Source organism: Rhodococcus sp. FH8, assembly GCF_019266085.1.
In the GTDB taxonomy this organism is placed as follows: domain Bacteria; phylum Actinomycetota; class Actinomycetes; order Mycobacteriales; family Mycobacteriaceae; genus Rhodococcus_F; species Rhodococcus_F qingshengii.
The window spans coordinates 194250-210476 of record NZ_LPNQ01000077.1 but is presented as its reverse complement, the minus strand read 5'-3'; the positions used below and the strand labels follow the sequence as shown (position 1 = coordinate 210476).

At 65.0% G+C, this 16227-nt stretch carries 8 protein-coding genes; 4 read left to right on the top strand and 4 right to left on the bottom strand.

Going from position 1 to position 16227, the window contains the following annotated elements:
• Positions 1 to 6: 6 nt before the first annotated feature.
• Positions 7 to 771 (bottom strand): type I methionyl aminopeptidase, encoded by a 765-nt coding sequence (gene map, locus ATN38_RS22630; protein WP_218748711.1) that lies wholly within the window; start codon positions 769 to 771, stop codon positions 7 to 9.
• Positions 772 to 820: 49 nt separating this feature from the next.
• On the opposite strand from map, the gene ATN38_RS22625 reads away from it, so the two are divergent.
• From ATN38_RS22625 to ATN38_RS22615, 3 genes are all read left to right on the top strand, one after another.
• A complete protein-coding gene (locus tag ATN38_RS22625) occupies positions 821 to 1090 on the top strand; it encodes a helix-turn-helix domain-containing protein (RefSeq protein ID WP_003943854.1) in 270 nt (89 codons plus the stop codon).
• A gap of 82 nt (positions 1091 to 1172) precedes the next feature.
• Positions 1173 to 4427, top strand: a complete 3255-nt coding sequence (locus tag ATN38_RS22620) for an arabinosyltransferase domain-containing protein (RefSeq protein WP_218748777.1) — start codon at positions 1173 to 1175, stop codon at positions 4425 to 4427.
• 73 nt (positions 4428 to 4500) lie between these two features.
• Positions 4501 to 7803 carry an arabinosyltransferase domain-containing protein gene (locus tag ATN38_RS22615; RefSeq protein ID WP_003943795.1) on the top strand — a complete coding sequence of 1101 codons (3303 nt, stop codon included), beginning with the start codon at positions 4501 to 4503 and terminating at the stop codon, positions 7801 to 7803.
• On the opposite strand, the gene ATN38_RS22610 is transcribed toward ATN38_RS22615, so the two are convergent.
• Positions 7800 to 8750 (bottom strand): DMT family transporter, encoded by a 951-nt coding sequence (locus tag ATN38_RS22610; RefSeq protein ID WP_003943901.1) that lies wholly within the window; start codon positions 8748 to 8750, stop codon positions 7800 to 7802. The genes ATN38_RS22615 and ATN38_RS22610 overlap by 4 nt on opposite strands.
• A gap of 73 nt (positions 8751 to 8823) precedes the next feature.
• Between ATN38_RS22610 and ATN38_RS22605 the strand changes: the two genes are divergently transcribed.
• Entirely contained in the window at positions 8824 to 9735 is a 912-nt protein-coding gene (locus ATN38_RS22605; RefSeq protein WP_007731813.1) for a LysR family transcriptional regulator, read from the top strand.
• Here the strand turns inward: ATN38_RS22605 and ATN38_RS22600 are convergent.
• Together ATN38_RS22600 and pks13 are read right to left on the bottom strand one after the other, a co-directional pair.
• Positions 9732 to 11273 (bottom strand): acyl-CoA carboxylase subunit beta, encoded by a 1542-nt coding sequence (locus ATN38_RS22600; RefSeq protein ID WP_003943957.1) that lies wholly within the window; start codon positions 11271 to 11273, stop codon positions 9732 to 9734. The two genes, ATN38_RS22605 and ATN38_RS22600, sit on opposite strands and share 4 nt — an antisense overlap.
• Complete coding sequence (pks13, locus tag ATN38_RS22595) at positions 11270 to 16195, bottom strand: polyketide synthase Pks13 (protein WP_218748710.1); 4926 nt, start codon at positions 16193 to 16195, stop codon at positions 11270 to 11272. Before pks13 ends, ATN38_RS22600 begins: the two co-directional genes overlap by 4 nt.
• Positions 16196 to 16227: the final 32 nt, after the last annotated feature.

Here is a 16227-nt window from a genome sequence, read left to right as displayed (position 1 = left end):
GGTTGATCAGCGGGTCATGATCACCGGACCGTCTTCGGTGATCGCGACCGTGTGCTCACTGTGCGCAGCCCGGGCGCCCGAAACGGTACGAAGGGTCCACCCGTCGGCGTCGTGCCGGTAGTCGTCGGTTCCGTCGGCGATGAGCATCGGTTCGATGGCGATGGCCAGGCCGGGACGCAGCCGGAAGCCTTTGCCTGCTCGACCTTCGTTGGGCACGTCCGGGCCTTCGTGCATCTCGCGACCGATGCCGTGCCCACCGTGATCGGCCAGCATGCCGTACCCGCGGCCACGCGCGTACTGTCCGATCGCGGCACCGATGTCGCCCAATCGGTTTCCGGGCTGGGCAGCGGCAATGCCACGGGCAAGTGCCTCATCGGTCGCGTCGATCAGTGCCTGATCCTCACTACTCCCCCGCCCGACAGTGAAGCTGATGGCGGAGTCACCACACCAACCGTCGAGTCTCGCGCCGCAGTCGATGCTGACCAAGTCACCGTCGCGAAGCCGGTACTCATTCGGGATACCGTGCACCACAGCATCGTTCACACTCGCACAGATGGCGCCTGGGAACGGCGTCGGTGCCGTTGCCGGCCGGTAGTTCAAGAACAGCGCCGAGGCGCCGGCCGCCGAAATAACCTCCGCGGCAACGGCGTCCAATTCGAGCAACGTCACTCCGACGCTGGCCGCCTCACGCGCCGCAGCCAGAGCCTGCGCCGTGATTCTCCCCGCCGCCGCCATCGCGTCGATTTCCCCTGCGGTCTTGATTTCGACCATTTCGAACACCTTCCTTGTCGAATAACTATACCGGTATTACTATAAGCACATGGTGCGCGTGCCGCTGACGGCGGAAGAACTCGAACGAGGACTACGACTGGGTGAACTCCTGCGATCGGCGCGGGGGGACCGAAGCATGGTTCAGGTAGCGCTCGACGCCGGCATCTCCGTCGAAACGCTGCGCAAGATCGAAACCGGACGCATCGCGACACCCGCCTTCTTCACCATCAGCGCGGTCGCGGAAGTGTTGGGTATTTCACTCGACACCATCGCCCGAACACTTGAAACACCACAATCCGAACAGGAAGTTGCATCCTGAGTAGTTCTCTCAGGATGTGCGGGCCCGCACTCGCCTAACATCGTTCCTTGTGCCGTCTGAAGTAGTAGTGCCCCCGAAACCCGTGCCCACTGGCCCCGAAGCTCCCCGAGAATCGGATTCCCAGCGAGTCCGGACGGCACGACTCATCGCGATAGTCACCGGACTTCTTGGCCTGCTTCTTGCACTCGCGACGCCGTTCCTGCCCGTCAAGCAGGAAGCCGCGAGCATCGACTGGCCGCAGGGTGGGACCGTCAACAGCGTCTCGTCGCCGCTGATCTCCTACTCGCCCACATCGCTCGACATCAGCATCCCCTGTTCCACCCTCGGCCAGTTGGGCGGCAGCGGCGGCACACTGCTCTCGACCATGCCGAACGGGGCGCCGGACCGAAACGCCCGCGGCCTCACCGTCCGCACCACTGCCGACCGCCTCGAAGCACTCACCCGCGATTCGGTACTGATCTCGACCCCGCTCGATCAACTGAGCGGGTGCACGGCGATCACCATCACGACCAACTCCGAGCAGACCGTCGCGGCGGTCACCGGAATCGACGGCGTCGGCACCACCCTGACCGGTGACTACCGCCCACAGGTTGTCGGCATCTTCACCGACCTGCAGGGCGCAGCGCCCGCCGGACTGTCCGCCCACATGGACGTCGACTCCCGGTTCTCGTCCAGCCCCACACTTCTCAAACTGTTCGCGATGATCGTGGCGGCACTCTCGACCATCGTCTCGCTGTACGCACTGCACCGGATCGACGGCGTCGACGGCCGTCGTGCGCGGCGGTTCCTTCCGGCACGGTGGTGGAAGTTCACCGGCATCGACGCCCTGGTGATCGGCACGCTGGCGCTCTGGCATGTGTTCGGCGCCAACACTTCCGACGACGGTTATCTGCTCGGCATGGCCAGAGTCTCGGAGCACTCCGGGTACATGGCCAATTACTTCCGCTGGTTCGGAGTCCCCGAAGCGCCGTTCGGTTGGTACTACGACGTGCTGGCATTGTTCGCGAAGGTCAGCACCGCGAGCATGTGGATGCGCCTGCCCGCGCTGATCGCCGGCATTCTGTGTTGGATGGTGATCAGCCGCGAGGTGATCCCGCGACTCGGTGTTGCGGTGCGCCGCAACAAGGTTGCCATCTGGACCGGCGGGCTCGTGTTCCTCGCCTTCTGGTTGCCGTACAACAACGGCCTGCGCCCCGAGCCCATCATCGCCCTCGGCGCTCTGCTCACGTGGTGCTCCATCGAACGCGCCATCGCTACCGGACGTCTGTTGCCCGCCGCGATGGCCGTGCTGATCGCCGCATTCTCGCTGGCCGCCGGACCTTCCGGGTTGATCGCGATCGGCGCGTTGATCGCCGGCGCCCGGCCGATCCTGCAGATCCTGATCGCCCGCGGCAAACGCGTCGGCTTCCTGTCCCAGATCATGCCGATTCTCGCCGCCGGAACCGTGGTGCTCGTCGCGGTCTTCGCAGATCAAACCCTCGCGACAGTTCTCGAATCGACCAGAGTGCGAACGGCCGTCGGGCCGAACGTTCCGTGGTTCGAGGAACGGTTGCGTTGGGACGCACTGATGACCATCTCCCCCGACGGCTCACTGGCCCGCCGCTTCGGCATGTTCGTCATGATCGTCGGACTCGTCTTCTGCGTCATGATGATCCTGCGCAAGGGCCGGATCCCGGGCACAGCTATCGGGCCCTCGCGCCGAATCCTCGGCATCGTGTTCGCGTCGCTGCTCCTGATGCAGTTCACCCCCACCAAGTGGACTCACCACTTCGGTGTGTACGCCGGTCTGGCCGCCACGGTGGCCGTCCTTGCCGCCGTCGGTGTGAGTGCGTCGAGCATGCGTTCCAAACGAAACCGCGCGCTGTTCGCCGCGGGCATCCTGTTCATCCTCGCTGTGGCGTTCACGAGCTCCAACGGCTGGTGGTACGTCTCGAGTTACGGCGTCCCGTGGTGGGACAAGCCGCCGTCAATCGCCGGCAAGGGATTCTCGACGGCCTTCCTCGGCCTCACGATTCTCGCGCTGCTGCTGGCCGCGTGGTACCACGTCATGGAGCCGCGCCGGCGAAACGGCACAGAGGACAGCGTCAAGAAGACCAGGCGACTTCGCCTTCTCGCCCCGTCACCGTTGACCATCGCGGCCGGAGCGGTCGTGCTGTTCGAGGTGCTGTCCCTGCTCAAGGGCGCGGTCGCGCAGTACCCCGCGTATTCGATCGGCAAGTCCAACATCGAATCCGTCTTCGGCGGAAGCTGCGGTCTCGCGGGTGAGGTACTCGTCGAGTCCGATCCGAACGCCGGCGTTCTGCAATTGACGGATCGGCCCACCGATCTCGCCGGCGCAGGTGCATTCGGTGCGAGCGAATCAACCGGGTTCTCGCCGGACGGGGTTGCAGGCGACCTCACGGCCGACGCAGAAGACTCGACAGCAGGCAGTGCAAACAGCCTCGACACCTCGACCTCGCAGTCCGGCACCACCACGCCGGGAACCGGATCCGGCACCGCCGGCGGCTCGCAGTCGACGGCCGGCGTCAACGGCAGCAACGTCGCGCTCCCGTTCGGGCTCGACCCCGCAAAAACCCCGGTGCTCGGTAGTTACGGAGCACCTCAGAACGCGTCACTGACCACCGGTTGGTATTCACTCCCCGAGCGCAACGACGCCGCACCGCTCCTGACCGTCGCGGCCGCCGGACGCATCCGCTACGTCAACTCCGACGGCATCGTCACCCCCGGCGCAGTGCTGCAGGTCGAGTACGGCAAGAAGCAGGCCGACGGAAGCGTCGACGCGCTGGGACGTGTCGATCCGATCGACATCGGCCCGTCGCCGTCGTGGCGCAACCTGCGCGTTCCGATGGATCAGCTGCCCGCCGACGCCGACACCGTGCGTCTGGTGGCCAGTGACACCGACATCAGCGCCGACCAGTGGCTGGCGGTCACACCGCCACGAGTGCCGACCATGCGCACGCTGCAGGACGTCGTCGGATCCACCGATCCCGTGCTGATGGACTGGGCTGTCGGTCTGGCCTTCCCGTGCCAACGTCCGGTGGATCACCTGTACGGCGTCGCCGAGATCCCGGAGTGGCGCATCCTGCCCGACCGCATCGGCGCGGAGTCCACCAACGCCTGGCAGGACCACTACGGCGGCGGACCGCTCGGCTGGACTACCGAACTGCTCTCGGCCAGGGCATTGCCGACCTATCTGGACAACGACTGGGATCGTGACTGGGGATCGCTCGAGCAGTACACACCGCTCGATTCGGACGCGGTTCCCGCGCAAATGAACGTCACCACCGAGACCCGATCGGGCACCTGGACACCGGGCCCGATTCGTTACCAGTCGTAACTGTTACGCGTGGACCTACCAACCACCCAGGCACGGTAGGTCCACGCTCAGCCCTGACATACCATCGGTAGCCGTGCCCGACGCCGTGACAGCTTCACCTCAGACTTCGAGTTCGCCGCCTCCTGCTGGTCAGGATGCCCGCGAGCGTTTCCATCGCACGCGATGGGTCGCGATCATCGCCGGCTTGCTCGGCTTCGTGCTCGCACTGGCAACTCCGCTGCTTCCCGTCGTGCAGACGACGGCTTCGGTCAACTGGCCGCAGAACGGCGTGATCGGCGACGTCGAGGCACCGCTGATGGCGCAGGTTCCCATCGACGTCAACGCATCGATCCCCTGTTCCGCGGTCAGCTCGTTGCCCGAGGGCGGCGGCATCTTGCTGTCGACGGCACCTGCTCAGGGCGACGGCGCCGCGCTCTCGTCGATGTTCGTCCGCGTGTCCGCTACCAGCGTCGACGTGCTCGATCGCAACGTCGTCGTCGCTTCGGCGGCACGCGAGGACGTCGAGTCCAGTCGCTGTGGCGCCATCGCGTTCAGCTCTGACGTCAACCGAACCACGGCAGAGTTCGTCGGACTGACCTATCCCGACGGCAACCCGATTCGTGGCCAGCTCGACGGTGACTTCCGCCCGCAGGTGGTCGGCGTCTTCAGCGACCTGCCCGACGGCGCTGCCCCCGAGGGCCTCGGCTTCTCGATGACGATCGACTCACGTTTCTCCTCGAGCCCCAGCGTCTTGAAGCTGGTCGCGATGATCGTGGCCGTCCTCTCGACCATCGTCGCGCTGGTCGCCCTGGCTCGCCTCGACGGCACCGACGGCCGCAAGCACCGACGCTTCCTGCCCGCACGCTGGTGGAAGTTCTCCGGTATCGACGGAGTGGTGGTCGGCACGCTCGTCGTGTGGCACTTCATCGGCGCGAACACCGCCGACGACGGTTACCTCCTCACCATGGCCCGAGTCTCACCGGACGCGGGATACATGGCCAACTACTTCCGTTGGTTCGGCGTTCCCGAGGCCCCGTTCGGTTGGTATTACGAAGTGCTGGCCGTGATGGCGAAGATCTCGACGGCGAGCCCGTTCATGCGTCTGCCCGCTCTGCTCGCCGGAATCCTCTGCTGGATGGTCATCAGCCGCGAGGTCGTCCCGCGTCTCGGCCGGGCGGTTCGCCGGAGCAACGTCGCCCTCTGGACCGGCGGGCTGGTGTTCCTGTCCTTCTGGCTGGCGTACAACAACGGTCTTCGCCCCGAGCCCATCGTGGCTCTCGGCGCACTGCTCACCTGGTGCTCCATCGAGCGCGCCATCGCCACCGGACGTCTGCTGCCCGCGGCCACGGCAATCTTGATCGGCGCCTTCACTCTTGCCGCCGCACCCACCGGATTGATGTGTATCGCAGCCCTTCTCGCCGGTGTGCGCCCGTTGGTGCGCATCGTCGTCAAGCGTCACCGACTGGTCGGCACACTGCCGCTTCTCGCTCCGATCGCCGCTGCGGGAACCATCGTGCTGGTCGTCATCTTCGCCGACCAGACCTTTGCCGGTGTCATGGAGGCCACGCGCGTCCGAACGATCATCGGCCCCAATCTCGAGTGGTACCAGGACTTCCTGCGCTACTACTACCTCTTCGTCCAGACGGTCGACGGCTCGGTTGCCCGACGCTTCGCGTTCTTGACGATGATCCTGTGCCTCTTCACGACGCTCTTCGTGTTGCTGCGCCGCGGCCGCGTCCCCGGCGCCGCAACCGGTCCGTCGTGGCGCCTGGTCGGCGTCGTCTTCGGCACGATGTTCCTGATGATGTTCAACCCCACCAAGTGGACTCACCACTTCGGTGCGTACGCGGGCATCGCCGGTTCTCTCGCCGCGCTGACCGCCGTCGCCGTGTCCGCGTCGGCCCTACGCTCGCGTCGTAACCGTTCGGTGTTCGTGGCCGGACTGCTCCTGATGCTGGCGTTGACGTTCGCCGGCATCAACGGCTACTGGTACGTCTCGAGTTACGGCGTGCCGTGGTTCGACAAGACCATCTCCTACGACGGCCGTGAATCCAACACCCTGTTCCTCGCGCTCTTTGCTCTCGCCTTGGCCTTTGCCGCCTGGCAGTACCTTCGTGAGGGATTTGCCGCCCCGCCCGAGAAGCCGAACACGGCCAAGGGCAGACGAATTCGCAAGTTCGCGGCCGCTCCCCTCACCGTGATTGCCGGTCTGATGGTCCTGTTCGAGGTGCTCTCGCTACTCAAGGGTGCAGTGTCGCAGTACCCGGCGTACTCGCTGGGCCGAAGCAACATCGAGGCACTCGCGGGCAAGACCTGCGGCATGGCCGAGGACGTTCTGGTCGAGACCGACGTCAATTCCGGGAATCTGCGGCCTCTGACCGCTCCCGGATTCAACGCCGAGGATCCGTTGTCCGGAGTTGATTCGAAGGGCTTCTCCCCCAATGGGGTTCCCAGCGATCTGACTGCGGATTACATCGAAGTCAAGCAGGGCATGGGCAATACCGACAGCCAGAGCGTCGGTCCCACCTTCGCCACCGGTTCCGGCGCCGGAACCAGCGGCGGCACCGGCAACGTCGGCGTCAACGGCAGCACGGCCAAGCTCCCCTTCGGCCTCGATCCGTCGAAAACGCCGGTCATGGGCAGCTACCAGCCCGGCGTGCAGGAACCTGCTTCCCTCATCTCGAGTTGGTACGGATTGCCCACTCGCAGTGAAGAATCACCGCTGGTGGTCATGTCCGTCGCCGGGCGTGTGTGGTCCGTCGACAACACCGGTGCGATCACGTACGGCCAGTCACTGCTGGTCGAGTACGGCAAGACTCAGCCCGACGGAACCGTGCAGGTTCAGGGTTCGTACATGCCGCGAGACATCGGACCCGCGCCGTCGTGGCGCAACGTCCGTATCCCGATCGACGAACTCGCGCCGGACGCCGACGCCGTTCGGGTGGTCGCGTTCGATCCCAACCTCACGGGCGATCAGTGGATGGCATTCACGCCGCCGCGCGTGCCCAAGCTCGAGTCCCTGAACTCGTACATCGGCAACGAGCAGCCGGTCCTCCTGGACTGGGCTGTCGGCCTTCAGTTCCCGTGCCAACGTCCGTTCACACATCAGAACGGCGTGGCCGAGATGCCGAACTTCCGCATCCTCCCGGACCGTCCTCTTGCGGTCAGTTCCACCGACACCTGGCAGTCCGCGGACAACGGTGGCCCGCTCGGATTCACCGAGGTTCTTGCCGGTGCGACGACGGTTCCTACATATCTGAAGGACGACTGGGCGCGGGACTGGGGATCACTCGAGCGGTACGACCGGTACTTCCCCAATGCGGTTCCGGCAGAGGTGGAGACGGGCACCGCAACCCGCTCGGGCATGTGGATGCCCGGCGAGATGCGAGTGCACTAGCCTGCGCTACCTACTCGGGTGACTGCTCGGGTGCGACGTACGGAGACGGCCGAGACCGCTCCGACAACGACGACGCACCCGAGTAGTTGCCCAACGCCTGGCCGTTCGCCGAGCAGCACAACCGCCAGCAGTACGGCGAGTACCGGTTGCATGAGCAGGAGCGTCGCGCCCACCTCGGCGGGAAGCCGAGGGAGCGAGTGCCCCATCAGCATCCAGCCGAACACCTGGCCGACCAGCGCCAGTGCCGCGAGCCAGCCGAAGGCTTCCCAGCCCGGGACGAAATCGATCCGGCCCCACAGTGATCCGATGACGGACCCGGCGATGCCCGCGGACGTCGTCGAGATCAACACCTGGCTCGCGGCCCGATCCGCCTCGCCCGTCCGGCCGACCACGAAGATGTAGCCGCCGTAGGCGATTCCGGAGACGAGCGAGAGCGCCGTTCCCCACAGCAAGTCGTCGCCGGTTCCCCCACCTCCGAACACGCCGCCCGCCAAGGCGATTCCCGTGAACATGAACGGCAGGGCGAAGACGAACCGCATCGGCACCCGATTGCCGAACACCAACCAGGACAGTGCGGGCACCACGACCACCTGCACGTTCACGACGACGCTCGCCATCCCCGCGCCGATCATCAGAATCGACTGCGACCACAACGCGAAATCCAGTCCGAGCAACAGACCGCCGAGCACCTGCAGAACGACTGCCCGCCGGCTCGGCTTGCCCACCCGGCGGTACTCCCGCCACGCCAACCACAACAGCGGCGGCAGGGCCAGGAAGCAACGGAAGAAGACGGCCGTCGAGGGCCCGACATCAGCCAACTTGATGAGGAGCGAACTGATCGAGATCGCAGCTGCGCCTCCGACGACGAGCAATCGAGGGTCGATGCGCCCCCGAGGAGTTCGGGTGGGTGTCGGTGTCTGCGCGGTCGCGGAGGTCAGTGTGGTCACTCGACAATGTTCCTGCCGCTAACTATTCAGCACAAGCAAATGTTCAGACCGTATATTCGGTAGCATTGCTACTGTGTTGAATCTCGAAAGACTCCGCGCCCTGCACGCCGTCGCCGAGAACGGATCAGTGGCGGCTGCCGCCCGCACCTTGCATGTCACACCGTCCGGGATTTCGCAGCAGTTGAACAAACTCGAGCGCGAGGTCGGTGTTCCGCTCCTCGAACCGCAGGGCCGCGGTGTGCGACTCACAGAAGCGGGCCGAATCCTCGCGCGCCGAACCGCAGAGGTTCTCTCGACGCTCGCCCAGGCCGAGGCGGAAATCGCGTCGCTGCAGAGCGAGGTGACGGGCCGCGTACGTATCGGCGCCCTGGTCTCCCCCAGCAGGACGGTGCTGCCGCGAGCCATCGCCGAAATCAGGCATGCGCACCCGCAGCTCGAAATCACCTTCAACGAAGGCGAATCCGAAGAGCTGCTCCCCGCACTGATTCGCCGCGACCTCGACGTCGTGGTGGTCGACAGTTGGAGCACTCTGCCCGTCGAACTTCCCGACGGACTCTCCTTCACGCCCGTGTACGACGACGTGGCGCTGCTCGCTCTCCCGGCGTCACATCCGCTGGCGGAGAACAAGGTCGTCGCGCTCAGCGAGCTGTCCGAGCATGCCTGGGCGACGTGGACCCGGGGAACGGACTTTCACACCTTCACCGTCAGGACCCTGCGCGCGCAGGGGTTCGACCCACGAATCGAGTACGAGGTCGCCGAGTTTCCCACCCAGGTCGAATTCGTCGCTCAGGGCCTCGCCGTCGCATTGATTCCACGTCTGGCGAGAGTTGTACCGCCGGAAGGTGTTCGAATGCTCGACACGGTTCCGCCGCTCGGCCGAGACATTTACCTCGCCTGGCGGACAGACAGCGAAAGGCCGGCCGTCCTGGCGGCGATAGAAGCGCTACGCCGCCAGTTCGACGCCCTCGGTGACAAAAAGAACTAGAGCGGCATCAAGTTGTGCTTGCGCGGGTTCTTGAAGATCGTCTTGTCCGCGAGCAACTTCAGAGCCTTGCGGATTTCGAGACGCGTCTGCGAAGGCTCGATCACCGCGTCGATGTATCCGCGCTCGGCCGCGATGTACGGCGTCGCGACGAACTCGTTGTAGAAGTTGATCAGCTGAGCACGCACCGCGGGTGCATTCTCACCGGCCTCGGCGAGCTGACGCCGCCCCATGATGTTGACGGCACCCTCGGCGCCCATCACGGCGATACGAGCGGTCGGCCACGCGAGGTTGATGTCGGCACCGAGCTGCTTGCAGCCCATGACGGCATAACCGCCGCCGTACGCCTTACGAACCACCACAGTCACCTTCGGCACAGTGGCTTCGATGTACGAGAACAGGAAACGCCCGCCGCGCTTGATGACGCCGACCTTTTCCTGATCGACGCCGGGAAGGAAGCCCGGTGTGTCGACGACGAAGACGAGCGGGATGTTGAAAGCGTCGCACAGACGCACGAAGTGGGCGGCCTTGTCGGAGCTGTCCGCGTCGAGGGCGCCGCTGAGGTACGTGGGCTGGTTGGCCACGACACCGACGGGCAGGCCGTCGACGCGGGAGAACCCGGTGATCACGTTGTGCGCGACCTGGGCTCCGATTTCGTGGAAAGTGCCGTCGTCGAAGATCCGCAGAATGATGTCGTGCATGTCGTAGCCGGCGTTGTCGGCATCCGGCATGAACGCATTGAGTTCGAGATCCGACTCGGTGATCTCGGGTTCGAGGCCCGGGTTGATCAGCGGCGCCTTCTCCTGGCACGACGACGGCATGAAGCTCAGGTACTCACGCACCCAGTCGAAGGCAGCCTTCTCGTCGGGAGCGACGTGATGGATGTTTCCGTACTCCGCCTGCTTGCGGGCTCCACCCAAGTCCTCGAGGCTGACCTCTTCGCCGGTGACCGACTTGATGACGTCGGGTCCGGTGACGAACATGTACGACTCTTCGGTCGCGACCACGACGTCCGTGTTGATCGGGGCGTACACGGCACCGCCGGCGCATTTACCGAGGATGACCGAGATCTGCGGGCACAGGCCGGACAACGGCTCCTGACGTGAACCCATGTTGGCGTACCAGGCCAACGAGGAAACGGCGTCCTGGATGCGAGCTCCACCGGAATCGTTGATACCGACGACCGGGCAGCCCACCTTCAGCGCAAAATCGTTGACAGCTGCGACCTTACGGCCGAACATCTCTCCGGCGGCACCGCCGAACACCGTCTGATCGTGCGCGAACACGGCTACCGGACGCCCGTCGACGGTTCCGTGACCGGTCATGACGCCGTCGCTGTACGGGTTGCCCTCGCCCGCCATCTTCACCAGGGCACCGATCTCGATGAAGCTACCGGGGTCGAGCAACATGTCGATGCGCTGGCGCGGCGTGCTGTGCCCTGCTGCATCGCGCTTGGCAATGGCCCGAGCCGAGCCGGGTTCCTTTGCCTTCTCCAACTTTTCGCGGAGTTCAGCGAGCTTCTCCGCGGTGGTTGTCGTCACTTCTGAACTCCGGTTTCCGCTGCTTTGGTCTGAGCTGTCTCGATCTGGGCCAGCTTGGTGGTGAGGTCTGCCGCAACCTTCGCGATGTACGGCTCGTCGACGATCTGCAGGTGGTCCCCGCCGATGTAGACGACCTCGAGGTTCTTCACGTAGTCACCCCAGCCACCATCCGCCTTGCGGGTCTTGAATGCAGGCTCGAGCGTCATCAGCTCGTCGTGGTACTTGTCAGCCATGTAGAGCACGACGTCGCCGTCGTAACTGCTGAACTCGGCCGTCTGGATGGCGCGATTGTCCAACCACGACGTCCGCTGATGCTCGATGATGCCGCCGGGAATCTTGGCGCCGCTCATCTTGATCATGTCCATCAAGATCTGAATCTGATCCTCGTCGGCTTCGGTGGAAGCCAGAACGTCAAGCGGCAGCGGCACATCCAGGTTGTAGGTGCGCTTGGCGAACTTGCCGTAGCGCTCCCAGCGCTTGCGTCGTTCCGCCTCGGTGTCCGGCACGACCTCGCCGGCCATGACGGTGTCGAGCAGCCCGACCACACGCACGTCGGCGCCCTGCTCGCGCAGCAACTTCGCGACCGCATACGACATCACGCCACCGAACGACCAGCCACACAGCACGTACGGCCCGTCGCCCTGGATCTCACGCAGCAGCGGAACGTAAGCAGCAGCGCGGGTTTCGATCGAGCCCTCGACCCGCTCGAATCCGTACATCGGCGTGCCGGCGGGCAGGCGCTTGAGCAGAGGCTCGTACGTCACCGTCGAACCACCGGCAGCATGGAAGACGAATACCGGTACGGCAGTGGAACCTTCGGGACGGGCACGCAGAGTACGTACGAGTCCGTCGATCTTGCCGTCGTCCTCGAGGTACTGGCGAACGACGTCCGCAAGCTCTTCGATGGTGGTGGAGTCGAGAACGTCGTCGAGAGTGATCTCGCCACCGGCACGCTCGGAAAGCCGAGCAGCAAGCTTCTCGGCGACCTCGTCACCGACGATCGGCAGATCGTTGAAGATGCCCTTGGCCGACTTCCCGGTGACAACCGCCCACGTCGCAAACGTCAAGCGCTCGGCCGCATCTCGCGGCGGAACGTCCGAGCCTGCGTCGTCGGCAGTTCCGGCTCGAGAAGGATCGGAAGGCGCAGCTGCAACCGGAGCAGTGGTAGGTAGTTCCACTGCCACCTCGGCGGGAGCAACGTCCTCGTCAGCAGCGTCGGCCGCCAACTTCTCCGCGGCCTGCTTGTCGGCCATCGCCTGAACCTCTTCGCGATTGTCGATCGCGTAGCGCAGGTACTTGTTGACCTCGTTGAGGCTCGCATCCTTGACTGCCTGGAGCTGGAGCTGCGGAATGTCGAACTCGTACTCGACGCGGTTCTTGATACGCATCGCCATGAGCGAGTCGAGACCCAGTTCGATGAGCGGAACCTCGGCCGGCAGATCCTCCGGCGAGTACCCCATCGACTCGGCTACCACGATCTTGAGGCGGTCGTCGAGGCTCTGCGAACCGTTCGGATCCCACTTGTCTCCGGCGTCTTCGACGACCTCGGCCAGGGATTCCATCGGCGCACTGGTCTTGACCGGCGCGCTGACAACCAGCTCGGGCAGCGGCTCACCCGACGTGACGACGGCGTCGAAGAGCAGACGGAACGTAGCGCCCTCACGGGCGTGCACCTGCACCGACGCTCCACCCGGATGCGGGTTGAGTGTCGTGGTCAGGGTCGCAGCGCCGGCCAGCTCACCATGGGGAACGGCAGCGGTGAGAGCGACATCCGAGAGCACCTGTCCGGCAGCAGCGCTCACGAGCACAGCCAGATCGGTGACGGCGGATGCGTCGACCTCCCACACGTGGCGGCCGTCGGGCAGAGCGACGTGCGAACCGGGTACGCGAGCCGAACCGCCGGCACTGACGCGAATGTCGAGCCAGTACGGCTTACGCAGGAATGCGGTACGCGGAACCAAGGCGAAATCGCCTGCGGGAAGCAAGGACTCGAGGTTCACGGCATGGCCGTGCACGTACAGCTGCGCGAGAGCGGCAAGCACACCCGCGGACTCGTCTTCCTTACGCTTGAGCGTCTGGATGAGTTCCATGTCGTGCAGGCCCGAATCGAACGCGGTAGCCGCCACCGACATCAGCGTCACCGGGTTGGGTGCAAGCTCGACAAAAGTGGTGTGGCCGTGGGCAACTGCACCGCGTACCGCATTGGTGAAGTACACGCTGTGGCGAAGACCCTTGACCCAGTACGCCTCTTGATGGATCGGCTCGTGACCGGGACGGTAGAAGGTGTCCTTGTCGACGGACGAGTAGACGCCGAGCTTCAACGTGGTCGGCTCGATACCGGCCAACTCCGCGGCAAGCTCGCCGAGCAACGGATCGACCTGTGAGGTGTGGCTGGCGCCCTTGGTCTGCAGGACACGCGCCATCTTGCCGTCGGCCTCGGCGGCCGCGACGATCGCCTCGATGTCCGGCTGCGGTCCACCGATCACCGTGTGCGTCGGAGCTGCGTAAACGCAGACCTCGAGCTTGGGGTACGTGGGCAGCAGCGCCTCGATCTCGGATGCGCTGTACTCGAGCAGTGCCATCAGACGGATGTCGTCACCGACGAGTGCGCCCTCGGCCTCACCCATCAGCCGTGATCGTGAACAGATCACGCGCACAGCGTCTTCCAGGTTCAGACCACCGGACACGTATGCGGCAGCGGCCTCACCCATCGAGTGCGGAACCACGGCTTCGGCCTCAGCGCCGTGGTGACGCAGCAATGCGGCCAGACCGACCTGGATGGTGAAGATTCCCACCTGTGCGGTCTCGACGTTGTACTCGATCGAATCGTCGAGGAACATCTCGACCATCGAGTAGCCGGCCTCGTCCTGGATCAGCGCGTCGACCTCGTCGACGGCTGCCTTGAAGGCCGAGTTCTCCGTGTAGAGCTGCTTGGCCATCTTGCGGTGCTGCGAGCCGAAGCCCGAGAACACCCACACCGCGCCCTTGGGCGACGGCGAGTCGGCCGAGAAGACTCCTTGAGCCGGCTTGCCGGCGGCGACGGCGCGCAGCGAGCTGATGGCCTCGGACCGCGTCTTCGCCAGAACAGCGGCGCGCGAGCGTCCGTGGTTGCGACGCGCGAGTGTGCGGGCGACGTCGGCGAGGGGCGTCTTGCTTCCCTCTTCGGTTTCGAGCCAGTCGGCCAGGTCAGCGGCTGCGCGGCGACGACGCGACGGCAGCGCGCCGGACACAGCCAGCACAACGGTGCTCTCGTCTTCCACAGGTGCATCGGCGACAGGGGCATCCACTACCGTCTCGGCAGGCACGTACTCCTTGACCACGACGTGCGCGTTGGTTCCACCGAAACCGAAACCGGAGACACCGGCGACAGCCTTGCCGGTGTAACGCGGCCAGTCGGTGGCCTCGGGCGTCACCTGCAGGTGCGACTTCTCGAAGTCGATGTGCGGGTTCGGGCCCAGGTAGTTGATCGTCGCGGGAATCTTGTTTTCCTGCATCGCCAGAACGACCTTGATCAGGCCGGCGGCACCTGCAGCTGCTTCCAGGTGCCCGAAGTTGGTCTTCGCGCTACCGAGCAGTGCCGGCTTGTCTTCGTCACGACCACGACCGACGACACGACTGAGCGCGTCGGCCTCGATGGGATCACCGAGATCGGTACCCGTTCCGTGCGCCTCGATGTAGTCGACGGTGGTCGGCAAGATTCCGGCGTCGCGGTACGCGAAACGCAACACGTCGGCCTGGGCATCGGGATTGGGGGCGAGCAGACCGTTGGAACGGCCGTCCTGGTTGACCGCGGATCCGGCGATCACCGCGAGGATGGAATCTCCGTCACGCTCGGCGTCTTCGAGGCGCTTGAGCACGACGAGTCCGCCGCCCTCACTGCGAACGATTCCCTGAGCCTGAGCGGAGAAGGCACGCAGTTTTCCGTCGGGAGCGAGCATCCCGGTCTGATCGAAACCGAGGGTTCCGGGAGGGGCCAGCAGCATGTTGACGCCACCGGCCAGCGCGATGTTGGAGTCACCGCTGCGCAGCGAGCGCACAGCCTCGTGAACGGCAACCAGCGAAGACGAACACGCGGTGTCCAGAGCGATGGACGGTCCACGGAAGTCGAAGAAGTACGAGACCCGGTTCGCGACGATCGCCGTCGACGTTCCGGTCAACGCGTACGGATGCGCCGTCGTCGGATCACTGACCGCGAGCAACTGGTAGTCGTTGGCGGAACTGCCGATGAAAACACCGACCTGCTTGCCCTTGAGCCCACTCGCCGGAATGCGAGCGTGCTCGAGTGCTTCCCACGCGAGTTCGAGTGCGAGGCGCTGCTGCGGATCGACGTTGACGACCTCGAGCGGAGACATCGCGAAGAACTCGGCGTCGAAGCCCTTGACGTCGTCGAGGTACCCGCCTTTGGTGTTCGCGTTCTCGACCGCGGCCTTGATGGCGGGATCCGACATGAACTCGGCCCAGCGGTCCTCGGGGAGGTCGCTGATGCCGTCGCGTCCGGCCGCCAGCATTTCCCACATGTCCGAAGGCGTGTGCCCGGCACCGGGGAATCGTGTGGACAGTCCGACGATGGCGATGTCGTGAGCGTCCGTCGTGCCGCCTGAGACGTAATACGAGGCGTCGACGGTCTCCTCCGGCGCCTCGGGCTCACCTTCGATGATCCGAGTAGCCAGCGAAGCGATGGTGGGGTGTTGATAGGCAACCGTGGCGGTCAGCGTGACGCCGAGCAGATCCTCGATGTCTCCGCTCAGAGCAACTGCGTCCCGCGAGGCGAGCCCGAACTCTTCCATCGGGCGATCGTCCGTGATCGACCCCGCCGGCTGACCGGTCGCGTTGGCGATCCAATTGCGAAGCCACTCACGCAGCTGCGCGACACTCATTTCGCTCACAACGTCTTTGCTCTGCGCACCATCTTGTTCAACCATCAACTCACCAAGCCACCGATCATGAAGGGACT